The sequence below is a fragment of the Stenotrophomonas sp. HITSZ_GD genome (genome assembly GCF_029543105.1).
GTDB lineage: Bacteria > Pseudomonadota > Gammaproteobacteria > Xanthomonadales > Xanthomonadaceae > Stenotrophomonas_A.
This window is the reverse complement of the sequence record NZ_JARQXB010000012.1, coordinates 73417-94490: the sequence shown is the minus strand read 5'-3', so window position 1 is coordinate 94490 and position 21074 is coordinate 73417. Positions and strand designations below refer to the sequence as shown.

The following is a 21074-nucleotide window of genomic DNA, read 5'->3' as shown; positions in this document are numbered from 1 at the left end:
TCGGCGCTGATCAGGCGATCGCGGCCTGGTAACGACGCTCGACCTCGTTCCAGTCGACGACGTTGTAGAACGCACCGATGTATTCCGGGCGGCGGTTCTGGTACTTCAGATAGTAGGCGTGCTCCCACACGTCCAGGCCCAGGATCGGCGTGTTGCCTTCCATCAGCGGGCTGTCCTGGTTGGCGGTGCTCTCGACCACCACCTTCTTGTCCGGGGTCACGCTCAGCCACGCCCAGCCCGAGCCGAAGCGGCTGATGGCGGCCTTGGTGAAGGCTTCCTTGAACTTCTCGAAGCCGCCGACATCGCGCTCGATGGCCTTGGCCACTTCGCCGACCGGCTCGCCGCCGCCCTGCGGCGACATCACCGTCCAGAACAGCGAGTGGTTGGCGTGGCCGCCGCCGTTGTTGCGCACCGGGCCCTGCAGGTTCTCCGGCAGCGACTTCAGGCGCGCGACCAGCTCTTCGACCGGCAGGTCAGCGTACTCGGTGCCTTCCAGCGCGGCGTTGACGTTGTTGATGTAGGTCTGGTGATGCTTGGTGTGATGGATTTCCATCGTCTGCGCGTCGATGTTCGGCTCGAGCGCGTCGTAGGCGTAGGACAGCTTGGGGAGGGTGTAGGCCATCGGGGAATCTCCTTGACTCGTTTCATCCGCGGCGGAGCGGACGTTGCAGTGACATGTTAAGGATGCGGCGCGCGCTTACCAAGTGCGGGCGGTGGGAGGGATCATCCCATCGCCCGGCGATGCCGCCGCGAGGGACGCCACGATGCCCCACTCCCCGGTTACCCCGGCGTGAATCGGGTGTCGCCCCGATGTCCACCGAACGGCGCGGATGCGCATACTCTTTGCCACCCTGGTGCAGGAAGCCGTTCGAAGATGATGCGCAAACCCGCCCTGCTGGTCGTGGCCCTGCTCGTGCTGGTCGGCGGGCTGTGGTGGCTGCGCCAGGCGCAGCAGCCACACCCGCAGTTCGCACCGTCGATCACCGGCCAGGCCGCGCCGGCACCGGCGCCGGTGCCGCCGCCGCAGGCCGCGCGCCGCATCGAAGGCCTGCCGCCTTTCCTGCCGGACGAAGCGCGCGACACCATCGCGCTGATCCAGCGCGGCGGGCCGTATCCGCACCGCCAGGACGGCAGCGTGTTCGGCAACCGCGAAGGCCGCCTGCCGCAGCGCCCGCGCGGCTACTACCACGAGTACACGGTGGAGACGCCCGGGCTGTCGCATCGCGGCACCCGGCGGATCGTCACCGGCGGCGAGCCGGTGGAGATCTGGTACTACAGCGACGACCACTACGAGACCTTCCGCAGTTTCAGCGTACCGGCGAAGGAGGATTGATGGGCGCGCATTTCGACCTGGACCTGGGCGACCCCGGACAATCGGGCGTGTACCGCATCGCCCCGGAAGCGCTGGACACGATGGCCGCGCTGGCGCGCGACGCGGGCCTGCGCGTGCTGCGCGTGGACCTGGCCGGCTGCGCGAGCAAGCGCACCCTGCTCGCCCGACTGGCCACGCAGCTGGATTTCCCGCATGGCAGCGGGATGAACTGGGACGCGCTGTCGGACAACCTGCGCGACCTGTCGTGGCTGCCCGCGCAGGGCTATGCGCTGTTGCTGGAAGCGGTGGACGCGCTGCGCGGCGGCGCGGCGGAGGATTTCCACGCGCTGCTGGACATCCTCGACGAAGCCGCGGTGGCGTGGGCGCACGCAGGCGTGCCGTTCGTCGCGTTCGTCAGCCTGCAGGACGAGCAAGGCGCCGACTGACGCGCAGCGCGCGTCGCACCGGTCGGCGCCGCGCGGGGTGCGGGGAGATCAGCGTCCCTCGCTGCCCTGCTGCTGCGCCCGCTCTTCCACCTTCGCCTCGCGCAGCTGCTGCTCGGAGACCTTCAACGCCTTCACGTCCAGCGGGCGGATGGTCTGGATGCGGCACGGCAGGCGGATCGAACGCGGGCCGCCAAGCACGATCACGTCGTCGAACTTCGCCGACACCCGGCCCATCATGTTGGTGATGGAAATGGCCGGCGCGTAGTCCAGGTCGTTGCACGGCCCGGCGAATTCCAGCAGGTAGGCCGTGCCTGGCTTGGTCCACACCGCCAGCGCGTCGTCGCCCAGGTTGGTCCAGCCGTTGAGGCTGTTGAAATACTGGAAATCGCGCACCGGCGCGCCGGCATGCGCGCGGTACAGCGCCAAGCGCTCGTCGTCGCTGATGCGACCGGTGGCGCAGCCGGCCAGGCCGGCGGCGAAGGTGGCGGCCCACACCGCCCGGGTCAGGACACGTTTCATGGCCGCACCTCGCAGGGAATTGGCGCCATCTTGCCTCGCCCGTCGGGCGCCGGCGCGTGCCGGCCCGCCCCTCGTTCAGCCCCGGAACGGCCTACCGGCTCGCCGGCTCGGCCAGCGGCCGCACGTAGGTCAGCAGGCTCACCAGCAGCTTGCCCGGCTCCTCCCACGGCATCATGTGCGCGGAGTGCTCGAACCACACGGCCTGCTTCATCGGCGCCTGCACCCGCGCCAGCCACTGCGCGGTGGGTTCGCAGGGCGTGGTGTAGTCGTGGCGGCCCATGAACATCAGCACCGGGATCGGGAAGCGGCGCACGCCGGTGAAGTCCACCGTGAGGAACTCCGGCAGCACGCGGCCCAGGGTGAACACATTGCTCGCGTCGATGGCGCAGCGGTCAGCGTCGCGGTAATCCGGGGACAGCAGCGGCCCGTTGAAGAAGTAGTCCGAGGTGTCGCGGTAGGCGGTCATCCCGCCGTAGAACTGCGCCCACTTGCGCGCGCTGACGATGCGCTCGCGGGTGATCGGCGTATTGCCCGGGTACGGCGCGATCGAGGCCAGCTCCCGCTCCGCCTCCACGTTGTGGTGCGCCTTGGCCTGGGCCACCGCGTAGTCATAGCTGATGCGCTCGTTCTCGCGCACGTTGATGACCTGGCCCACGCCGACATAGGCGTAGAACAGGTCCGGCCGCTTGAGCGCGGCGCGCATGGACACGATGGTGCCCCAGCTGTGCCCCATCAGGATCAGCTTGGGCTTGTGGTAGCGCTGGCGCACCGCCTCGGCGATGGCGATGGCGTCGTCCACGTAGCGGTCGATCCGCAGGGTGTCGGCCACCGCGTCGGGCGGGTTGTCGGCGAAGGTGCGGCCGGCGGCGCGCTGGTCGTAGGTGACCATCGTGAAGTATTCCTCCAGCGGGCGCTGGAACTGCCACAGCGTGGGGGTCAGCGGCGAGGCCGGCCCGCCGTGCACGAACAGCACCACCGGGTTGTCGCGGTCCTGTCCACGCGCGGTGACCCACTGCGCGATCCCGCCGGCCTGCTCGGCCCAGGACTCCTGCACGCCATGGGGCGTGCGGATGCGCCCCAGGTCGGCGACGATCTCGCGCGCCTTGCCGTACTGCGCGCTCGTATCCGGGCACGACTCGGCCGCCTGCACCGTGCCGCACAGCAGCGCCATCAACCCGATCACCCAATGCTTGCCCATGCCCTTCTCCCTTGCCGGACTGCGTTGGGAAACAGGCTATCGGGCGCGGGCCGGGGCCGGAATAGGCAGGAGGTCGTGTCCGCGCGGCGGACGCCGCGGACAGGGGCGGACGCGGGGCTGGTGCGGCGCGGCGCCATCCCGTAACGTTCGGCAGTCCATTCCGGTAGCCCCCATGCCCGACCATCTCCAGCGCAGTCTCGCCAACCGCCACCTGCAGCTGATCGCGATCGGCGGCGCCATCGGCACCGGGTTGTTCATGGGCTCGGGCAAGACCATCAGCCTGGCCGGCCCGTCGATCCTCTTCGTCTACCTCATCATCGGCGCGATGCTGTTCTTCGTGATGCGCGCGATGGGCGAGCTGCTGCTGTCCAACCTGGAGTACAAGTCGTTCATCGATTTCTCCACCGACCTGCTCGGGCCGTGGGCCGGGTTCTTCTGCGGCTGGACCTACTGGTTCTGCTGGATCATCACCGCCATCGCCGATGTCATCGCCATCGCCGCCTACGCCCAGTTCTGGTTCCCCGGCCTGGCGCCGTGGATACCGGCGGTGCTGTGCGTGCTGCTGCTGCTCACGCTCAACCTGGCCACGGTGAAGCTGTTCGGCGAGATGGAATTCTGGTTCGCGCTGATCAAGATCGTCGCCATCGTCGCGCTGATCGTCACCGGCGTGGGCCTGGTGGCCTGGGGCTTCCAGTCGCCCAACGGCAGCGTGGCCTCGGTGGCGAACCTGTGGAACGACGGCGGCTGGTTCCCGATGGGCATCGGCGGCTTCTTCGCCGGTTTCCAGATCGCCGTGTTCGCCTTCGTCGGCATCGAGCTGGTCGGCACCACCGCCGCCGAGACCGCCGACCCGGAGCGCAACCTGCCCAAGGCGATCAACTCGATCCCGGTACGCATCATCATCTTCTACGTGCTGGCGCTGGCGGCCATCATGTGCGTCACCCCGTGGCGCGAGGTGGTGCCGGACAAGAGCCCGTTCGTGCAGCTGTTCGTGCTGGCCGGCGTGCCGGCCGCCGCCAGCCTGATCAACTTCGTGGTGCTGACCTCGGCCACCTCCTCGGCCAACAGCGGCATCTTTTCCACCAGCCGCATGCTCTACGGCCTGGCCGAGGAAAACCACGCGCCCAAGGGTTTCTCCAAGCTCTCGCGCGCGGCGGTGCCGGCGCGCGGGCTGCTGTTCTCCTGCCTGTGCCTGCTGCTGGGCGCGATGCTGGTGTACGTCATCCCGAACCTGGTGACCGCCTTCACCCTGGTCACCACGCTGTCGGCGGTGCTTTTCATGTTCGTGTGGTCGCTGATCCTGTGCGCCTACATCGCCTACCGGCGCAAGCGCCCGGAGCGCCACGCGGCCTCGAAGTTCAAGCTGCCCGGCGGCGTGCTGATGTGCTACGTGGTGCTGGCGTTCTTCGCCTTCGTGATCGTGCTGCTGACCCTGCAGCCGGACACCCGGCAGGCGCTGCTGGCCAGCCCGGCGTGGTTCCTGATCCTGGGCATCGGCTACCTGTTCAAGCGCAGGCAGGCCGGCAAGGTGGCCTAGCCCGGCGCCGCGCCCGGCTGCACGCCCCGCGCCCGGCCCTTGGCCGGGCGCTTCATTTTCGGGCGTCGGCCGATGGCCGGTTTCGCCGACGGGCCACGTTGGCGAGGGTGTGCGTGGCGGACGGCTCCGGTGGACCGGGAGGCGTGCGCCGCAAGGAGCACGGAATCGCCAAGGAGAAGTGCCATGTCCCAGTTCCTGATGGTGGCCGTTGTCGGCCTCATGCTGTTGCTGCCGTTGCTGCCCGCCTCGGCGATCTTCTACCTGCTCAAGACGCGCCAGGAGCGCCTGAAGGACCGTGCCCCGGGCCTGGCCAGCGGCGTGTTCAACGTGCTCGGCTTCAAGATGAGCTTCGAGGCGGCCGGCTCGACGGCGACCTATCTCACCCTGCTCGGGTTTGCGACCTTCCTGTTCCTGCACATGGAGGCGCTGGACCGCCATGAGCGCGACAAGGACAAGCAGGACGCATGGCTCGTGCAGATTCCCGTGCTGATGAAGGACGCCAGCGGCAAGGACATCGCGCCGGGCAGCTACGAGTACACCCAGATCAAGGCGTCGGTGACGCCTTATTCGGTGCTGCGCGCCAACAAGCTTTCATTGTGGGTGACGCGGCAGGATGGCGCGTTTCCGGCGCTGAACCTGGAAGTCTCCGGCACGCCGCCGAAAGTGGTGGACCTCAACGACAGCGCCATCGCGCAGGTGCAGGACGGCAACCGCATCGTCGTGCAGCCAGCCACCATTCAATTGCTGGCGCCCTACAACGCGTCGGGAGGTGGGGTGCCGGTCGTCGGCACGGCGGCGCCGCTCTCCCCGGCACCGGCCGCCACCACCGTGGCGGGACTGGCCACGCCGCAGGTTCCGGGGGCGGGGCAATGAACAGGACTTTCTGGGCGGGCGTGGCGGCGCTTGTGCTGTGGCTGTTGTCGGACGCGGCGCTCGCCGCGCAGGTGCGCGGACGGGTGGATTTCTACGGGCCCTCGGGCGTATTCCCGATGGTCAATGCGCAGGTCGCCCTGTGCGCCGCGCCGGGTGCCTGCCCGGCGGCCACCGTTACCGGCGCCGATGGCATGTATTACCTGCAGGTTCCGCCGGGCAACTACCAACTCGTCATCAACGGCATGACCAAGCAGCAGCTGCAGGTGCCGGACGTGCCGCTGTTCGACGTGGCGCCGCTGCCTGGCAACCGGTAGTGCTCAGATCGCCTCGCAGCTGAGCCGGTGCAAGGCGGTGGCGGCGATGGTGGGGAACATCGCCGGCTCGCCGAATGCGCGCGCCGCCAGCATCGCGCCATGCACGGTGGCCATGAAGGTGCGCGCTTCGGCCTCGGGCGTCTCGGCGATCGCCATCACGCCCTGCGCCACGCCGTCCTCGATGACCGAGCGCAGCCAGGCGGTGAGATCGACGAAATGCCCGCGCACTTCCCGCGCCACCTCGTCCGGCAGCGCGGCCAGCTCGCCGGCCAGCAGCGCGCAGATGCAGATCGGGTGTTCGCCCGAGGCGATGCAGTCGGCCCAGTAGCCGCAATAGCCCTGCAGCCGCGCAAGCGGATCGGTCACGTTCGCCGACAGCGCGGCCATGCCGCGCGCCGCGTCGGCGCGGTAGCGCGCCACCACCGACTGCACCAGCGCCGCCTTGCTGGCGAAGTGGTGGTGGATGCTCGGCTTGCTGATGCCCACGACCTGCGCGATGTCGGCATAGCTGAAACCGTTGTAACCGCCGACCGCAAGGAATTCGGTGGTGCGGCGGACGATTTCCTCGGCTTTGGGCGACAGCGCCGGCAGCGTGTCCGCGAGGGACTCGGTCATGAAAACTCCACGAAATCAGGGAGCGGCGCGGCGCCGCAGCCAAACGATCTGACATGTTAGCCCGACCACCAGCGCCACCAGCAGGCCGCCCTGGGTGCCGAGCAGCAGCGGGTCTTTCAGGTCGGTCACGAACGGATGGCCGGCCGGCAGGCGGCGCAGGGTTTCGGACACGGTCGGCAGCATGAGCAGGAACACGCTGAAGCTGAGCGCGATGGTCTCCACGTAGCCACGGGCGCGGGGCGACAGCGGCAGCCGGTATGCGCCGTAGCCGAGGAAGAGCATCGCCAGGGTGACCGCGCCGATGACGACGCTCACCGGCTGGTGCGCGATGAGGAACACCGAGGAGGCGCCGATGAGCATGAACCAGAAATAGGCCCGGCCAGCCGGCGTGCGCGGGGTGATGCGGCCATGGCGCAGGAGCATGTACGCGGCCAGCGGGATGGCGGGCAGGCTACCGAGGGTGTGCAGCCAGCCGAGGGGAGAGATGCCGAGCATGGGTGAGGATTCTGAGGGCGGTGGCGTACTCTACCTACTAGTAGGTAGATTCGTCAAGTGATGCATTCGACACGCGCCAAGTGGCTCAGGGGCGCGGGGAGCGCAGGAACTGGAGCAGGTCGATGAGCGCGAAACCGGACAGGAGAACCGCCAGCCCCCTGAATCCAAACAGCAGCGTGGCGCCGCTACACAGGGCGCCGAGCATGGCCATCATCGCGCGCGCGCCGGCTCCGATGGATGGGCGCCAGCGCCCCAGCACGGCCACGGCCGTGAGGCCGAGCCACCACATCGACAGGAAAAGATGCTCCCCGCCCGTATCGCTGGAATACGCACGGAGGAATGCCAAGTGATCCCCCAGCCAACAGGCCGCAATCGCAGCGAATGCGGCAATGGCGGCCAGAAGGGCGAGTACCGCGACCGGCGCGTGATCCAATCGCCAGCGAGGAATGCGCACCGGATTCAACCCAACGCCCAACGCAAGCCGGCTTGGATCTCTCGATCGTACGTTCGATAAATCGCCGAGCCCACTGCCCAGCCGAGCCCTGCGGCCGCACCTACCGCTCGCAAGGGAAGACTGGCCGACCACACGGCCTTGAGCGCGGGATTCCCGCCGGACACCTGCGCCACTTCTTCAGCACTTAGCACCCGCACGCCGAGGGGCCGTTCATGGCGTCACCCAATTGACGTAGTTGAAGCCATATCGCGCGAACGTAACGCCCAGCATCGCGCTGCCCACGGGGCCACCGCCCGCGCCCAACAATGCGCCCACCATGCCGGCACCTGCCCCCATGATGAATCCCGCTGCCAACTCCGAACGCGTGTTGATGACAGCGCCGCCCACGTACGCCAATTCCTGCTCGGTCATTTCCCGCATAGCGAATTTCCTCGGTGTGGAAAGCCGACCGTAGGAGCCATTGGCATGTCGAACTATTGGACGGTTCCAATGACTGACGCGCATCGGGAGCGGATGCGACACGCGCCGAGCGCGTGTCTGACTTGCGATGCGGCGACGCAGCGAGCGCGCACCATTGCACTCGGCGCAAAGCAAAAAGCCCACACCAAAGGTGCGGGCTTTTCGACATCGAATCCAATGGTGGCCGGGGAGGGAATCGAACCCCCGACACGGGGATTTTCAATCCCCTGCTCTACCAACTGAGCTACCCGGCCATCCGTCGCAAGCAGTGCTGCGTTGCGAGGACGCGCATCATAACGACCGTGACGGTTTTGGGCAAGCCTTCATCCGCGCGCGCAGGCAAACGCCTGCCCGCCGCCGTGTTGCGCGACTTCACGCGTCCTGACCACGCCGCTGCATAGCCTGCGCTCCTGACCATTGGAGGAACCCGATGCCCCGTACCGCCGCCATCCTGTCCCCGCTGCTGTGCCTGCTCGCCGCCGTGGCCGCGCCCGCCCTCGCCGGCCGCCACGAACCGCCGGTGACCTCCGTGCCGCAACTCGACCTCTCGCGCTACGCCGGCACCTGGCACGAGATCGCCCACCTGCCCGTCTCGTTCCAGAAGAAATGCCAGGGCGAGATCACCGCGCAGTACACCCTGCGCGACGATGGCAAGGTGGGCGTGATCAACCGCTGCCGCATCGCCGACGGCGGCTTTGCCCAGGCCGAAGGCGTCGCGCGGCGGGTGGACAACCACCCGGGCCGGCTGGAGGTGCGCTTCGCGCCGGATTGGTTGTCCTGGTTCCCGTGGGCATGGGCCGACTACTGGGTCATCGCGCTGGACCCGGATTACCAATGGGCGGTCGTCGGCGATCCCGGCCGCCGCTACCTGTGGATCCTCTCGCGCAGCCCCAGCATGCCGCGCATGCAGTTTGAGGAACTCAAGGCGCGCGCCGCGGCGATGGGCTACGACCTGGAACCGCTGATCCTGGCCACGCCGCTGGAGTGACGCAGCGCCGCAACGCCCCTGCCATACGGCGTAGTATGCTTTAGCCTGGTTCCAATGATCCGAGGTGGGGCAATGCAAGGACGTATGCGTCCGCGCGGGTGGCGCTGGGGCGCCGCCGCGCTGGTGACGGCCGCGGTGCTGGGCCTGGCATCGTGCAGCAGCAACGTGCGCCGGGTGTCCGAGCCGGCCGTCAGCATCCAGCAGTTGACCGTGCGTGCCGACGGCAGCTGGGCGCTGGAGCTGCGCCTGCAGAACTACAGCAGCATTCCCATGCAGTTCCAGACCGTCGCGCTGGATGTCAGCGTCGGCGGCGAAGCCGCCGGCCATCTGCAGCAGGCGGTCAACTATTCCATCGGGCCGGAAACCGCCGATGTGGTCACCGTGGCGATGCAGCCCGGCTCGACGGCCAAGATGATCGTCGCCGACGTGCTCGCCGGCGGCCGCGCCCTGCCCTACGAACTCAAGGGCACGGTCACCGCCACGCCCGAGGACAAGCGCTCGCGCCAGTTCGAGGTCAGCGGCCGCAGCACGCTCAATCCCGCGCCCGGCTTGAGCGGCGTGCTGCGCTGAGCCGCGCGCACCGCCTTTCCGCCTTCCACCGCACTCCGCTTTCTACAGGTTCTCCATGAGCAGCTATACCGCCCCCGTGGCCGACATCCGTTTCGCCCTGCACGACGTGCTCGGCGCCGAAGCCCTGTTCCAGCGCCTGGGCCTGAGCGAGGCGACGGCCGACATCATCGACGCCGTGCTCGAAGAAGCCGCGCGCTTCAGCGGCACGGTGCTGGCGCCGTTGAACAGCATTGGTGATGAGATCGGCTCGGTGTTCGACAAGTCCACCGCCTCTGTCACCACGCCGCCGGGCTTCAAGCAGGCCTACGCGCAGTTCGTTGAAGGCGGCTGGACCGGCCTCACCGCCGCGCCGGAATTCGGCGGCCAGGGCCTGCCGCACACGCTGGGCGTGCCGCTCAACGAGATGGTCAACGCGGCCAACCTGGCGTGGGGCAACTTCCCGCTGCTCTCGCACGGCGCGGTGGAAGCGCTCAAGCACCACGGCGAGGACTGGCAGCAGGAAGTGTTCCTCAAGCCGCTGATCGAAGGCCGCTGGACCGGCACCATGTGCCTGACCGAACCGCACTGCGGCACCGACCTGGGCCTGCTCAAGACGCGCGCCGAACCGAATGCCGACGGCAGCTATTCCATCACCGGCACCAAGATCTTCATCACCGCCGGCGAGCACGACCTCACCGACAACATCGTCCACCTCGTGCTGGCCAAGCTGCCCGACGCGCCGCCCGGGCCGAAGGGCATCTCGCTGTTCGTGACGCCGAAGTTCAAGGTGGCGCGCGATGGCACGGTGGGCGAGCGCAATGCGCTGGCCTGCGGTTCGATCGAGCACAAGATGGGCATCAAGGCGTCGGTGACGTGCGTGATGAACTTCGACGGCGCGCAGGGCTACCTCGTCGGCCAGCCGCACAAGGGCCTGCAGGCGATGTTTACCATGATGAACACCGCGCGCCTGGGCGTGGGCCTGCAGGGCATCGGCCTGTCCGAACGCGCGTACCAGAACGCGCTGCGCTATTCGCGCGAACGTTTGCAGTCGCGCGCGCTCTCCGGCGCGAAGTTCCCGGACAAGCCGGCCGACCCGATCATCGTGCAGCCGGACGTGCGCCGCATGCTGCTGACGATCAAGTCGCTCACCGAAGGCAGCCGCCTGCTGGCGCTGCACGCGGCCACGCTGATCGACGTGGCGCATCACGCGCAGGACCCGGCCGAGCGCGAGCGTGCCGACACGCTGGTGAGCTTCCTGACGCCGATCTCCAAGGCCTGCCAGACCGAATGGGGCATCGAGAACACCTACCACGCGCTGCAGTGCTTCGGCGGCCACGGTTACATCCACGAGCACGGCATGGAGCAGCTGGCGCGCGATGCGCGCATCACCACGCTGTACGAAGGCACCACCGGCATCCAGGCGCTGGACCTGATGGGCCGCAAGACCGCCGCGAGCCAGGCCGCCGGTTTGAAGCTGTTCCTGGCCGAGATCGAGGCGTTCGCGCGCGAGCACGAGGGAGACGCGGACCTGGCCGAGTTCGTCAAGCCGCTGCGCGACCACGCCAGCGAATGGGCGATGCTCACGCGCGAGGTGCTGGAGCGCGCGGCGCGCGATCCGGAGGAGATCGGCGCGGCGAGCTACGATTACCTGTTCTATTCCGGCTACGTGGTGCTGGCCTACTGGTGGGCCCGCAGCGTGGTGGCTTCGCGCGGCAAGGACGCGGCGTTGGCCACGGCCAAGCGCGAAACCGCACGGTTCTACTTCGCGCGCATCCTGCCGCGCACGCTGGCGCATGCGGCGCATATCCGCAGCGGCGCCAAGCCGCTGATGGCGCTTGACGAGGCGTTGTTCGGCTGAGTGGTGGGGGGGCGGCCCGATGGGCGTGCCCCCTCTTCGCGGACGACTCCGCTCGAAACCGCTGGGCGATTCCATGATGGGAGCGGCTTCGGCCGCGACCGCCATCTGGCGGGTCGGAGCCCCATTCGTCGGGCTGAAAACTTCCAGGCGCCAGGAGCCCGTCCTCGCTCCTTCCCAAGAGCCGGCGCCAGGCCAGCGATGTCAGCGCCTGCCTAGCTATCCAGCGCCTGCCAGCGCGCATAGGCGTGGTCGAGTTCGGCCTGCACCTTCGCCATGTCCTGCGTGTGCTGGGCCACCGCCGCCGCGTCGCGCTGGTAGAACGCCGGGTCGTTCATCGCCTCGGCCATCTGCGCCAGTTGGCCCTCCAGCGTGTCGATCCGCTCGGGCAACTGCTCCAGCTCGCGCGCATCCTTGTAGCTGAGCTTGCGCTTGGCCGGCGCGGGTGCTTCGGCCTTCGTCGCCGGCGCATTCGGCGTGGCGGTGGGCTTGGCCGCCCCGGCGCCCGCCGGTTCGGCCGGCCGCTGCCGCACCCAGTCCGTATAGCCGCCGACGTACTCGCCCACCCGCCCGTCGCCTTCCATCACCAGCGTGGAGGTCACCACGTTGTCGAGGAAGTCGCGGTCATGGCTCACCAGCAGCAGCGTACCGGCGTAGTCGGCCAGCAGCTCTTCCAGCAGCTCCAGCGTTTCCACGTCCAGGTCGTTGGTCGGTTCGTCCATCGCCAGCAGGTTGGAAGGCTGCGCGAACAGCCGCGCCAGCAGCAACCGGTTGCGCTCGCCGCCGGACAGCCGCGTGATCGGCGCACGCGCGCGCTCCGGGGTGAACAGGAAGTCCTGCAGGTAGGCATGCACGTGCTTGCGCTTGCCGTTGATCTCGATGAAGTCCGCGCCCTCGGCCACGTTCTCGATCGCGCTCCAGTCCTCGCGCAGCGTGGCGCGGTACTGGTCGAAATAGGCGATCTGCAGGTTCGTCCCCTGCACGATCTCGCCCTGCTGCGGCTGCAACTCGCCCAGCAGCAACTTCAGCAGCGTGGTCTTGCCGCTGCCGTTGGGGCCGATCAGGCCAATGCGGTCGCCGCGCAGCAGCGTGGTGGAGAAGTCGCGCACCATCACCCGCTCGCCGAAGGCGAAGGTGACATCGCGCGCCTGGATCACCTTCTTGCCGGAAGCCTCGCCCTGCGAAGCCTGCATGCGCACATTGCCGCCGAGCTCGCGCCGCTGCGAGCGCTCCGCGCGCATCGCCTTGAGCCGGCGCACGCGGCCTTCGTCGCGGGTGCGGCGGGCCTTGATGCCCTGGCGGATCCACACTTCCTCCTGCGCCAGCAGCTTGTCGAAGCGGGCGTTTTCCTGCGCCTCGGCATTGAGCCGCTCCTCGCGGCGGCGCTCGTAGTTGGCCCAGTCGCCCGGCCAGCTGGTGACCTGGCCGCGGTCGATCTCCACGATGCGCGTCGCCAGCGCGCGCAGGAAGCGGCGGTCGTGGGTGACGAACACCACGCTGCCGTTCCAGCCCTTGAGGAAGCCTTCGAGCCAGTCGATGGCCTCGATGTCGAGGTGGTTGGTCGGCTCGTCGAGCAGCAGCAAATCCGGCGAGGACACCAGCGAACGCGCCAGCAGCACGCGGCGCTTCATGCCGCCGGACAGGCGGGCGAACGCGGCGTCGCCGTCCAGCTCCAGCCGGGTCAACGTCTCGCCCACGCGCTGGTCCAGTGCCCAGCCTTCGGCGGCGTCGATGCGCGCCTGCACGCGGGCAAGCGCGTCGGCGTCGAAATGTTCGGCATGGCTGATCTGGTGGAACTCGGCCAGCCACTGGCCCAGCTCGCCCAGGCCGCCGGCGACCACGTCGAACACGCTGCCATCGGCGCCCAGCGGCACCTCCTGCTCCAGGCGGGCGATGCGCACGCCTTGCTGGACGCGGATTTCGCCATCGTCCGGGCGCAGTTCGCCGGCGATGAGCTTCATGAGGGTGGACTTGCCGGCGCCGTTGCGGCCGATCAGGGCGATACGCTCGCCCGGTTCGATGGCCAGTTCGGCTTTCTCCAGCAACAACGGGCCGCCGACGCTGTAGTCGACGTTCTGCAGGGTGATCAAAGGCATGCGGCTATTGTACGTGGGATGGGGCCCTGCCCCGCGCCGCGCGGGGGGTCGCCGTGGCCCACCCGCGAAGACCGGCGGCGGGGCCCTGAAGCGCGCCGCCGGCACGGCGGCGGCGCTTCTGCGAAAATGCCGCATGACCGAATTCGCTTCCCTGCCGCTTTCGCCGGCATTGGCCGCCGGCATCGACGCCCTCGGCTACACCACCCTCACCCCGATCCAGGCCCTGGCGCTGCCGCCGATCCTGGAAGGCCGCGACGTGATCGCCCAGGCCCCCACCGGCAGCGGCAAGACCGCCGCCTTCGGCCTGGGCCTGCTGCAGCGGCTGGACCCGGCGCTGGGCCGCACGCAGGCGCTGGTGCTGTGCCCCACGCGCGAGCTGGCCGACCAGGTGGGCCAGCAGCTGCGCAAGCTCGCCACCGGCATCCCCAACCTCAAGCTCAGCGTGCTCACCGGCGGCGTGTCGCTGGAGCCGCAGATCGCCTCGTTGCAGGCGCACGACCCGCTGGTGGTGGTCGGCACGCCCGGCCGCGTGCAGGAGCTGGCGCGCAAGCGCGTGCTGAACCTGGGCGCGGTGCGCGGCTTCGTGCTCGACGAGGCCGACCGCATGCTCGACATGGGCTTCGAGGAGCCGATCCGCGAGATCGCCGGGCGCTGCGCCAAGGAGCGGCAGAACCTGCTGTTCTCGGCCACCTTCCCCGATTCGATCCGCGAACTGGCGCGCCAGCTGCTGCGCGATCCGGCGGAGGTGACCGTGGACGGCGGTGACAGCGCGCCGCGCATCGAGCACCTGTTCTTCGAAGTGGAACCGGCGCACCGGCAGAAGGCCGTGGCCGGCCTGTTGCTCAAGCACCGGCCGGAATCGGCGGTGGTGTTCTGCAACACGCGCAAGGAAGTGGACGAGGTGGCGAATTCGCTGCAGCAGTTCGGCTTCTCCGCGCTGGCGCTGCATGGCGACCTGGAACAACGCGACCGCGACGAGGTGCTGGTGCGCTTCGCCAACGGCAGCTGCAACGTGCTGGTCGCCAGCGACGTGGCCGCGCGCGGGCTGGATGTGGAAGGCCTGGCGGCGGTGGTGAACTACGAGCTGCCCACCGACGTGGAGAGCTACCGCCACCGCGTCGGCCGTACCGCGCGCGCCGGGCGGCATGGCCTGGCATTGAGCCTGGTGTCCTCGCGCGAACTGCCGCGTGCCGAGGCCATCGCCGCCGACCAGGGCATCACGCTGTCGCTGCCGCGCACGCCGTTGGCCACCGGCAAGCCGCCGGAGTTGCCGCAGGCGCCGATGGTCACCCTGCGCATCGACGGCGGCAAGACCGACAAGCTGCGCGCGGGCGACATCCTGGGCGCGTTGACCGGCGAGGCGGGGTTGTCCGGCGCGGCGATCGGAAAGATCGTGATCCAGCCCACGCGCTCCTACGTGGCGATCGCGCGCGCGCAGGTGGGCAAGGCACTGGCCAAGCTGGAGGCCGGCAAGATCAAGGGACGGCGGTTCCGGGTGCGCAAGCTCTGAGGGGGCGAGAGCCCTGAGACCCACCAGCGGCAGGCGCGGCTTCCGCCGCGACCTGCGCGGCCGAAGCCGCGCCCGCGAAAAAGCAACGTCGCACGATCCAGGGGTCAGCGAACCGCCCGCCTTCTCAATACGCCAACGTCGCCACCAGCGGCACCGCGTCCGGCCAGCGCGCACGCCCACCCAGCGCCGGCAACTCCACCAGCACGCCCGCGCCCAGCACCTCCACGCGCAGCTGCCGCGCCAGCGACAGCGCGGCCAGCAGCGTGCCGCCGGTCGCCAACACATCGTCCACGATCACCACGCGCGCACCGGGCGGCAACGCATCGGCGTGCACTTCGATGCAGTCGCTGCCGTATTCCAGCGCGTATTCCTGCCGCAGCGTATGCGCCGGCAGCTTGCCCGGCTTGCGTACCGGCACGAAGCCGCAGCCCAGCGCATGCGCCATCGCCGCGCCCAGGATGAAGCCGCGCGATTCGATGCCCAGCACCGCCTCCACGCGCTGCCCGCGCCAGGGGGCGCTCATCGCGTCGATGGCGGCGGCGAAGCCCGCGCCGTCGGCCAGCAGCGGGGTGATGTCCTTGAAGGTGATGCCCGGCTTGGGGAAATCGGCGATATCGCGCAGCAGCGCGCTCCAGGAAGGCGAGTCAGGGGCCATGTGGGTCTCAGGAACTGCAGGAAAGCATCGAACAGCCCGCGCGTTCGCGCGCCCATTCCGGGCGGCGGCGCGCATAGGCTTCCTGCCCGGGCTGCTCGTCGTAGGGATGGCGCAACACGTCCAGCCAGTCGGCCAGCGCCGCGGTGTCGCCCTGCGCCACGCGGTCGATGGTCTCCTGCGCCAGCCAGTTGCGCGGCACGTAAAGCGGGTTGGCCAGACGCATGCGCTCACGGCGCTGCGTGGCCGGCAGCGGATCGGCGCGCACGCGCGCGGCATAGCGCTGCAGCCACGTCGCCAGCGCCGCGCTGTGGGCGTCGCGCTTGGCGTCGTCGTAGAAGGCCGACGCCAACGGCTGCAGTGTCGGCGCTTCCGGGTCGATGTCGCGCAGCCCGCGGAAGGTCAGCGTCATGTCCATCTCGGCCTGCTGCATCAGCGCGCGCAGGTCTTCCATCAACGCCAGGTCCGCTTCGCCGCATTCGGCCAGGCCAAGCTTGGCGGCGGCGTGCTCGCGCTCGAGGTGGCGATAGCGCTGGACGAAGCGGTCCAGCCCGTCCTGCAGCGCCGACACATCCGCGAACAAGGGCGCCAGTGCCTGCGCCAGCCGGCCCAGGTTCCAGTACGCCACCTGCGGCTGCGTGCCGAAGCGGTAGCGCCGCCCGGTGGCGTCGGTGGTGTTGGGCGTCCAGTCCGGGTCGTAATCTTCCAGCCAGCCGTAGGGGCCGTAGTCCAGTGTGAGCCCGAGGATGGACATGTTGTCGGTGTTCATCACGCCATGCACGAAGCCCACGCGCATCCAATGCGCCACCATCTCGGCCGTGCGCTCGCACACCTGCCCGAACCATTCGGCGTCGCGCGCCGGGCCGCTGCCGGTGAGTTCCGGGAAATCGCGCGCGAGGGTGAAATCGGCCAGCTGGCGCAGCAGCGCGGTGTCGCCACGCGAGGCCGGCAGCTCGAAGCTGCCGAAGCGCACGAACGATGGCGCGACGCGGCACACCAGCGCGCCGGGCTCCGGGCGCGGGTGGCCGTCGTAGAACATGTCGCGCACCACCGCCTCGCCGCTGCCCACCAGGCACAGCGCGCGCGTGGTCGGCACGCCGAGGTGGTGCATGGCTTCGCTGCAGATGAATTCGCGCAGCGAAGAGCGCAGTACCGCGCGCCCGTCGGCACCGCGCGAATAGGGCGTGCGCCCTGCCCCCTTCAGCTGCAGCTCGTGGCGGGCGCCATCGGTGCCCACCACTTCGCCCAGGCTGATCGCCCGGCCATCGCCCAGTTGCCCGGCCCAGTGGCCGAACTGATGGCCGCCATAGTTCGCGGCCCAGGGCTGCATGCCCGGCCACAGCGCATTGCCGGCAAACACCTGGGCGAACGCGGGGTCGGTGACGTCATTGGTTTCCAGCCCGAGCGCGGCGGCGACTTCGCGCGACCACCCCAGCAACTTCGGCTGGCGCACCGGCGTGGGCGAAACCTGCGACCACATCGCGCCGAGCACCTCGCGCACGCGCGCGCCGGCTTCGGCATCGCCCGGCAGTTGGGCGATGAAACGGTTGTCGAACCGGGCGGTCACGCCGGCGTGCCGGCGAGCGCGAACGGCCCGCCCTGCTGCAACGCCGCCTGATAAGCCGGGCGCGCCTCGACGCGGGCGATGAAATCGCGCAGCTTCGGATAGGCCCCCAGCCCGCCCCCGCGCGCGGCCGCGGCCTGCACCGGGAAACTCATCTGGATATCGGCGGCGGTGAAGCGTTCGCCGGCGAACCAGCCATCCGGGCCCAGCTGCGATTCCATCCAGTCCAGGTGCAGCTTCACCTGCGGGCCGACGAAGCGGCTCATCGCCTTGTCGACGATGCGGTGGGCGATCGGCCGGGCGAAGAACGGCATCGGCGCCTGGCGCAGGCGCTGGAACACCAGGGTGAGCAGCAGCGGCGGCATCGCCGAGCCTTCGGCGTAATGCATCCAGTAGCGGAAGCGCAGCCGCTCGGGTGAATCGACCGGCCGCGGCGTGGGCGACAGCACGCGCTCGGTGTCGTAGCGCTCGGTGAGGTAATCGAGGATCGCGCCGGATTCGGCCAGCACGTGTTCGCCATCGGTCACCACCGGCGACTTGCCCAGCGGGTGGATCGCGCGCAGCGCCGGCGGCGCCAGCAGCGTGGCCGGGTCGCGCTCGTAGCGCACGATCTGATAAGGCAGCGCCAGTTCCTCCAGCAACCACAGCACGCGCTGGGAGCGGGAATTGTTGAGATGGTGGACGGTGATCATGGGCGGCGCGGGGCCTGGACGGGGGGAACGACGATCTTAGCGGGCGCGTTGATCACGCCGCGTCGCGGCCGCGGCAAAAACAAAAACGCCGGAAGCTTGCGCTTCCGGCGTTTCGTGTCCCGGCCGGCGAACCGGCGGGAAGCTGGATCAGGCCTTCTGGACCTGGTCAGCCTGCATGCCCTTCTGGCCCTGCACGGCGACGAAGGTCACCTTCTCACCTTCCTGCAGCGACTTGAAGCCGTTGCCCTGGATCGCGCGGAAATGCACGAACAGGTCCGGGCCGCTTTCCGGGGTGATGAAGCCAAAACCCTTGGCATCGTTGAACCACTTGACGGTACCGCTCTGACGATCAGACATTACTAACTCCTGGAACATTGAATGGATCGCGGCCGCCGAGAAGCCGGAGGCCGAGACTGTTTTGCAGGCGTTGGTAAAGCGCACACGTTGAAGCGGATCAAATGATCAACCGCACGGCCACGATTCACGGTGACCGCTAGCAAACACAGTGCTTGGCACGATACTCGGCTTTTCGCCAAAAAGCGACTGCCGACCTATTCATCTTCAGCCAGGTTCGCCGCCTTTGCCCCGCCGCCTAGAATAGCCGGGATGAATACGCCTGCCCCTGCCCGGATCTGGGTCGACGCCGACGCCTGCCCGGTGCCGATCCGCGAGATCCTCTTCCGCGCCGCCGCCCGCACCGGGGTGGAGACCTGGCTGGTGGCGAACCAGTGGCTGCGCACCCCGCCCGGCCCGTGGCTCAAGAGCCTGCAGGTGCCCGGCGGCGCGGATGCGGCCGACGACGCCATCGTCGAGCGCCTGGCGCCCGGCGACCTGGTGGTCACGCAGGACATCCCGCTGGCCGCCCGCGCCCTGGAAGGCGGCGCCAGTGCGATCAGTCCGCGCGGCGAACGCTTCACCGCCAACAACATCGCCGAGCGGCTCTCCGTGCGCGAGTTCATGGCCGAGCTGCGCGGCGCCGGCGTGCACACCGGCGGCCCGGCCACCCTGCATGCGCGTGACCGCCAGGCCTTCGCCAACGAGCTGGACCGCTGGCTGGCGCAACGCCGGGCCTGAGCCGGGGGCCGCGGCCGCCGACGCGCGTAGAATGGCCGCCCTTTCCCCGGCGACCCCCATGGCCCTCACCGCCACCGTCCGCAAGGCCGAGCTGCAGATCAGCGACATGGATCGCGGCTACTACGCGACCCACAACCTCACCCTCGCCCAGCACCCGTCGGAAACCGACGAGCGGCTGATGCTGCGCCTGCTCGCCTTCGCGATGTTCGCCGACGACCGCCTGGCCTTCGGCCGCGGCCTGAGCAGCGACGACGAACCGGACCTGTGGCGGCACGACTACGGCGGCGAGATCGAGCAGTGGATCGACCTGGGCACGCCGGACGAATCGCGCGTGCGCAAGGCCTGCAACCGCTCGCGCGAGGTCATCGTGCTGGCCTACGGCGGCCAGGCGGTGGAGACGTGGTGGAAGAAGCACGGCGCGGCGCTGTCGCGCCACCGCCAGCTGCGGGTGATCGAGATCGACCCGGCCACCGTGGAAGCGCTCGGCGCGCTGATCCAGCGCAGCATGCGCTTCAACGTGCTCATCCAGGACGGCGAGATCCAGCTGCTGGGCGAGGACCACAGCGTGGATATCCGGCCGATCGAGCGCACCGCCACGGCATGAGCGCGATCGACTGCGACGTGCTGGTCGTGGGCGCCGGCGCGGCCGGGCTGATGACCGCGCTCACCGCCGGCCAGCGCGGCCGGCGGGTGCAGGTGATCGACCACGCCAACAAGGTGGGCAAGAAGATCCTGATGTCCGGCGGCGGGCGCTGCAACTTCACTAACACCGGCACCACCCCGGCCAATTTCCTCTCCGCCAACCCGCACTTCTGCAAATCGGCACTGGCGCGCTTCAGCCCGGGCGACTTCATCGAGATGGTCGAGCGCCACGGCGTGGCCTACCACGAGAAGGAGCTGGGCCAGCTGTTCTGCGACGTGTCCTCCAAGCTGATCGTCAAACTGCTGGTGGACGAATGCCACGCGGCCGGCGCGCAGATCCGCACCCATTGCGCGGTGGAAAAGGTGGAACGCGGCGCGGACGGCTTCCGCGTGGACACCGCGCAGAGCCGCTTCCATGCCGCCTCGCTGGTGGTGGCCACCGGCGGGCTGTCGATTCCCTCGCTGGGCGCGACCGGCTTCGGCTACGAACTGGCGCGCCAGTTCGGCCACGAGGTGCTGCCGACCCGCGCCGGGCTGGTACCGCTGACGCTCTCGGGCAAGCACCAGGAGCGCCTGCAGGACCTGTCCGGCGTCGCGCTGCCGGTGGAAGCGCGCTGCAACGGCCGCAGTTTCCGCAACGCGCTGCTGTTCACCCACCGCGGCGTCAGCGGCCCGGCGATCCTGCAGATCTCTTCCTACTGGCAGCCCGGCGACGACCTGCGCCTGGACCTGCTGCCCGGCGAGGACGCCGACGCATGGCTGCGCGAACTCAAGCGCACGCACGGCGCCTCCGAACTGCGCAACGCCCTGGCCGAGCGCCTGCCCAAGCGCCTGGCGCAGCGCCTGTGCGAACGCTGGCTGCCGGACAAGCCGGTGCGCCAGCTCGACGAACGCGAGCTGCGCGCGGCCGCCGCGACCCTGCGCGACTGGCCGCTGGTGGCCAGCGGCACGGAGGGCTACCGCACGGCCGAAGTCACCCTCGGCGGCGTGGCGACGGACGCGGTGTCGTCCTCGACCATGGAATCGCGTCGGGTGCCGGGCCTGTATTTCGTCGGCGAAGTGCTCGACGTGACCGGCTGGCTGGGCGGCTACAACTTCCAGTGGGCCTGGGCCTCGGGCCACGCCGCCGGCCTGGCCGCCTGAGCGGCCGGAAGCTGCGCGCGGCCCCCGGGCCGGACGCCTGCATGGACGGCGCCCCGGGGCATCGTGTATTACAGCGGGTCATGGATG

At 69.3% G+C, this 21074-nt stretch carries 24 protein-coding genes and 1 tRNA gene; 12 read left to right on the top strand and 13 right to left on the bottom strand.

The genetic code is table 11. From position 1 onward, the window contains the following. Window positions 1-10: 10 nt before the first annotated feature. Window positions 11-622, bottom strand: coding sequence for a superoxide dismutase (locus P6166_RS12925; RefSeq protein WP_277764864.1), 612 nt, complete (start codon window positions 620-622; stop codon window positions 11-13). A 255-nt stretch (window positions 623-877) separates the two neighbouring features. On the opposite strand from P6166_RS12925, the gene P6166_RS12920 reads away from it, so the two are divergent. Continuing rightward, entirely contained in the window at window positions 878-1333 is a 456-nt protein-coding gene (locus P6166_RS12920) for a ribonuclease domain-containing protein (RefSeq protein ID WP_277764911.1), read from the top strand. After that, on the top strand, window positions 1333-1758 hold the full coding sequence (locus P6166_RS12915) for a barstar family protein (RefSeq protein WP_277764863.1): 426 nt from the start codon (window positions 1333-1335) through the stop codon (window positions 1756-1758). The genes P6166_RS12920 and P6166_RS12915 overlap by 1 nt, the downstream gene beginning before the upstream one ends. Window positions 1759-1806: 48 nt before the next feature. On the opposite strand, the gene P6166_RS12910 is transcribed toward P6166_RS12915, so the two are convergent. Continuing rightward, a complete protein-coding gene (locus P6166_RS12910; protein ID WP_277764862.1) occupies window positions 1807-2277 on the bottom strand; it encodes a DUF6491 family protein in 471 nt (156 codons plus the stop codon). A 91-nt stretch (window positions 2278-2368) separates the two neighbouring features. Beyond that, window positions 2369-3475 (bottom strand): alpha/beta hydrolase, encoded by a 1107-nt coding sequence (locus tag P6166_RS12905; RefSeq protein WP_277764861.1) that lies wholly within the window; start codon window positions 3473-3475, stop codon window positions 2369-2371. Window positions 3476-3647: 172 nt separating this feature from the next. On the opposite strand from P6166_RS12905, the gene cycA reads away from it, so the two are divergent. From cycA to P6166_RS12890, 3 genes are all read left to right on the top strand, one after another. After that, entirely contained in the window at window positions 3648-5012 is a 1365-nt protein-coding gene (gene cycA / locus P6166_RS12900) for a D-serine/D-alanine/glycine transporter (RefSeq protein ID WP_277764860.1), read from the top strand. A gap of 183 nt (window positions 5013-5195) precedes the next feature. Then, window positions 5196-5885, top strand: coding sequence for a hypothetical protein (locus P6166_RS12895; RefSeq protein WP_277764859.1), 690 nt, complete (start codon window positions 5196-5198; stop codon window positions 5883-5885). After that, a complete protein-coding gene (locus P6166_RS12890; protein WP_277764858.1) occupies window positions 5882-6199 on the top strand; it encodes a carboxypeptidase-like regulatory domain-containing protein in 318 nt (105 codons plus the stop codon). The genes P6166_RS12895 and P6166_RS12890 overlap by 4 nt, the downstream gene beginning before the upstream one ends. 3 nt (window positions 6200-6202) lie before the next feature. Here the strand turns inward: P6166_RS12890 and P6166_RS12885 are convergent, their stop codons facing one another. From P6166_RS12885 to P6166_RS12865, 5 genes are all read right to left on the bottom strand, one after another. Beyond that, a complete protein-coding gene (locus P6166_RS12885) occupies window positions 6203-6814 on the bottom strand; it encodes a TetR/AcrR family transcriptional regulator (protein ID WP_277764857.1) in 612 nt (203 codons plus the stop codon). 15 nt (window positions 6815-6829) lie between these two features. Next, window positions 6830-7309: a hypothetical protein gene (locus tag P6166_RS12880; RefSeq protein ID WP_277764856.1), complete on the bottom strand. Its 480-nt coding sequence runs from the start codon at window positions 7307-7309 to the stop codon at window positions 6830-6832. A gap of 85 nt (window positions 7310-7394) precedes the next feature. Then, window positions 7395-7772 (bottom strand): hypothetical protein, encoded by a 378-nt coding sequence (locus tag P6166_RS12875; RefSeq protein WP_277764855.1) that lies wholly within the window; start codon window positions 7770-7772, stop codon window positions 7395-7397. 201 nt (window positions 7773-7973) lie between these two features. Further along, a complete protein-coding gene (locus tag P6166_RS12870) occupies window positions 7974-8183 on the bottom strand; it encodes a hypothetical protein (RefSeq protein WP_277764854.1) in 210 nt (69 codons plus the stop codon). 217 nt (window positions 8184-8400) lie between these two features. Next, a tRNA-Phe gene (locus P6166_RS12865) sits at window positions 8401-8476 on the bottom strand. Window positions 8477-8670: 194 nt separating this feature from the next. Here P6166_RS12865 and P6166_RS12860 point away from each other — a divergent pair. From P6166_RS12860 to P6166_RS12850, 3 genes are all read left to right on the top strand, one after another. Then, window positions 8671-9210 (top strand): lipocalin family protein, encoded by a 540-nt coding sequence (locus P6166_RS12860; protein ID WP_277764910.1) that lies wholly within the window; start codon window positions 8671-8673, stop codon window positions 9208-9210. An 84-nt stretch (window positions 9211-9294) separates the two neighbouring features. Further along, window positions 9295-9780, top strand: a complete 486-nt coding sequence (locus P6166_RS12855; protein ID WP_277764909.1) for an LEA type 2 family protein — start codon at window positions 9295-9297, stop codon at window positions 9778-9780. A gap of 55 nt (window positions 9781-9835) precedes the next feature. After that, on the top strand, window positions 9836-11617 hold the full coding sequence (locus tag P6166_RS12850; protein WP_277764853.1) for an acyl-CoA dehydrogenase C-terminal domain-containing protein: 1782 nt from the start codon (window positions 9836-9838) through the stop codon (window positions 11615-11617). A 212-nt stretch (window positions 11618-11829) separates the two neighbouring features. On the opposite strand, the gene P6166_RS12845 is transcribed toward P6166_RS12850, so the two are convergent. Next, window positions 11830-13710: an ATP-binding cassette domain-containing protein gene (locus tag P6166_RS12845; RefSeq protein WP_277764852.1), complete on the bottom strand. Its 1881-nt coding sequence runs from the start codon at window positions 13708-13710 to the stop codon at window positions 11830-11832. 133 nt (window positions 13711-13843) lie between these two features. On the opposite strand from P6166_RS12845, the gene dbpA reads away from it, so the two are divergent. Next, window positions 13844-15220 (top strand): ATP-dependent RNA helicase DbpA, encoded by a 1377-nt coding sequence (gene dbpA, locus P6166_RS12840; RefSeq protein ID WP_277764851.1) that lies wholly within the window; start codon window positions 13844-13846, stop codon window positions 15218-15220. Between the two features lie 124 nt (window positions 15221-15344). Here the strand turns inward: dbpA and P6166_RS12835 are convergent, their stop codons facing one another. The 4 genes from P6166_RS12835 to P6166_RS12820 all read right to left on the bottom strand — a co-directional run bounded on the left by P6166_RS12835 (window position 15345) and on the right by P6166_RS12820 (window position 18485). After that, window positions 15345-15875 carry an adenine phosphoribosyltransferase gene (locus tag P6166_RS12835; RefSeq protein ID WP_277764850.1) on the bottom strand — a complete coding sequence of 177 codons (531 nt, stop codon included), beginning with the start codon at window positions 15873-15875 and terminating at the stop codon, window positions 15345-15347. 7 nt (window positions 15876-15882) lie between these two features. After that, complete coding sequence (locus tag P6166_RS12830) at window positions 15883-17439, bottom strand: protein adenylyltransferase SelO (RefSeq protein WP_277764849.1); 1557 nt, start codon at window positions 17437-17439, stop codon at window positions 15883-15885. Next, complete coding sequence (locus P6166_RS12825; protein WP_277764848.1) at window positions 17436-18128, bottom strand: glutathione S-transferase; 693 nt, start codon at window positions 18126-18128, stop codon at window positions 17436-17438. Before P6166_RS12825 ends, P6166_RS12830 begins: the two co-directional genes overlap by 4 nt. Window positions 18129-18275: 147 nt before the next feature. Further along, window positions 18276-18485: a cold-shock protein gene (locus P6166_RS12820; protein ID WP_130318118.1), complete on the bottom strand. Its 210-nt coding sequence runs from the start codon at window positions 18483-18485 to the stop codon at window positions 18276-18278. Window positions 18486-18734: 249 nt separating this feature from the next. On the opposite strand from P6166_RS12820, the gene P6166_RS12815 reads away from it, so the two are divergent. Genes P6166_RS12815 through P6166_RS12805 form a run of 3 tightly spaced genes read left to right on the top strand, consistent with a single transcriptional unit; the run spans window position 18735 to window position 20987 of the window. Next, window positions 18735-19202, top strand: a complete 468-nt coding sequence (locus P6166_RS12815; protein ID WP_277764847.1) for a YaiI/YqxD family protein — start codon at window positions 18735-18737, stop codon at window positions 19200-19202. A 58-nt stretch (window positions 19203-19260) separates the two neighbouring features. Beyond that, window positions 19261-19806, top strand: coding sequence for a YaeQ family protein (locus tag P6166_RS12810; RefSeq protein ID WP_277764846.1), 546 nt, complete (start codon window positions 19261-19263; stop codon window positions 19804-19806). Next, a complete protein-coding gene (locus P6166_RS12805) occupies window positions 19803-20987 on the top strand; it encodes an NAD(P)/FAD-dependent oxidoreductase (RefSeq protein WP_277764845.1) in 1185 nt (394 codons plus the stop codon). The genes P6166_RS12810 and P6166_RS12805 overlap by 4 nt, the downstream gene beginning before the upstream one ends. Window positions 20988-21074 lie beyond the last annotated feature (87 nt).

What these genes read in the sequence shown, in the direction of transcription:
- P6166_RS12925 (WP_277764864.1), bottom strand. Translation starts at nt 622, where the DNA reads ATGGCCTACACCCTCCCCAAGCTGTCCTACGCCTACGACGCGCTCGAG.
- P6166_RS12920 (WP_277764911.1), top strand. Translation starts at nt 878, where the DNA reads ATGCGCAAACCCGCCCTGCTGGTCGTGGCCCTGCTCGTGCTGGTCGGC.
- P6166_RS12915 (WP_277764863.1), top strand. Translation starts at nt 1,333, where the DNA reads ATGGGCGCGCATTTCGACCTGGACCTGGGCGACCCCGGACAATCGGGC.
- P6166_RS12910 (WP_277764862.1), bottom strand. Translation starts at nt 2,277, where the DNA reads ATGAAACGTGTCCTGACCCGGGCGGTGTGGGCCGCCACCTTCGCCGCC.
- P6166_RS12905 (WP_277764861.1), bottom strand. Translation starts at nt 3,475, where the DNA reads ATGGGCAAGCATTGGGTGATCGGGTTGATGGCGCTGCTGTGCGGCACG.
- cycA (WP_277764860.1), top strand. Translation starts at nt 3,648, where the DNA reads ATGCCCGACCATCTCCAGCGCAGTCTCGCCAACCGCCACCTGCAGCTG.
- P6166_RS12895 (WP_277764859.1), top strand. Translation starts at nt 5,196, where the DNA reads ATGTCCCAGTTCCTGATGGTGGCCGTTGTCGGCCTCATGCTGTTGCTG.
- P6166_RS12890 (WP_277764858.1), top strand. Translation starts at nt 5,882, where the DNA reads ATGAACAGGACTTTCTGGGCGGGCGTGGCGGCGCTTGTGCTGTGGCTG.
- P6166_RS12885 (WP_277764857.1), bottom strand. Translation starts at nt 6,814, where the DNA reads ATGACCGAGTCCCTCGCGGACACGCTGCCGGCGCTGTCGCCCAAAGCC.
- P6166_RS12880 (WP_277764856.1), bottom strand. Translation starts at nt 7,309, where the DNA reads ATGCTCGGCATCTCTCCCCTCGGCTGGCTGCACACCCTCGGTAGCCTG.
- P6166_RS12870 (WP_277764854.1), bottom strand. Translation starts at nt 8,183, where the DNA reads ATGCGGGAAATGACCGAGCAGGAATTGGCGTACGTGGGCGGCGCTGTC.
- P6166_RS12855 (WP_277764909.1), top strand. Translation starts at nt 9,295, where the DNA reads ATGCGTCCGCGCGGGTGGCGCTGGGGCGCCGCCGCGCTGGTGACGGCC.
- P6166_RS12850 (WP_277764853.1), top strand. Translation starts at nt 9,836, where the DNA reads ATGAGCAGCTATACCGCCCCCGTGGCCGACATCCGTTTCGCCCTGCAC.
- P6166_RS12845 (WP_277764852.1), bottom strand. Translation starts at nt 13,710, where the DNA reads ATGCCTTTGATCACCCTGCAGAACGTCGACTACAGCGTCGGCGGCCCG.
- dbpA (WP_277764851.1), top strand. Translation starts at nt 13,844, where the DNA reads ATGACCGAATTCGCTTCCCTGCCGCTTTCGCCGGCATTGGCCGCCGGC.
- P6166_RS12835 (WP_277764850.1), bottom strand. Translation starts at nt 15,875, where the DNA reads ATGGCCCCTGACTCGCCTTCCTGGAGCGCGCTGCTGCGCGATATCGCC.
- P6166_RS12825 (WP_277764848.1), bottom strand. Translation starts at nt 18,128, where the DNA reads ATGATCACCGTCCACCATCTCAACAATTCCCGCTCCCAGCGCGTGCTG.
- P6166_RS12820 (WP_130318118.1), bottom strand. Translation starts at nt 18,485, where the DNA reads ATGTCTGATCGTCAGAGCGGTACCGTCAAGTGGTTCAACGATGCCAAG.
- P6166_RS12815 (WP_277764847.1), top strand. Translation starts at nt 18,735, where the DNA reads ATGAATACGCCTGCCCCTGCCCGGATCTGGGTCGACGCCGACGCCTGC.
- P6166_RS12810 (WP_277764846.1), top strand. Translation starts at nt 19,261, where the DNA reads ATGGCCCTCACCGCCACCGTCCGCAAGGCCGAGCTGCAGATCAGCGAC.
- P6166_RS12805 (WP_277764845.1), top strand. Translation starts at nt 19,803, where the DNA reads ATGAGCGCGATCGACTGCGACGTGCTGGTCGTGGGCGCCGGCGCGGCC.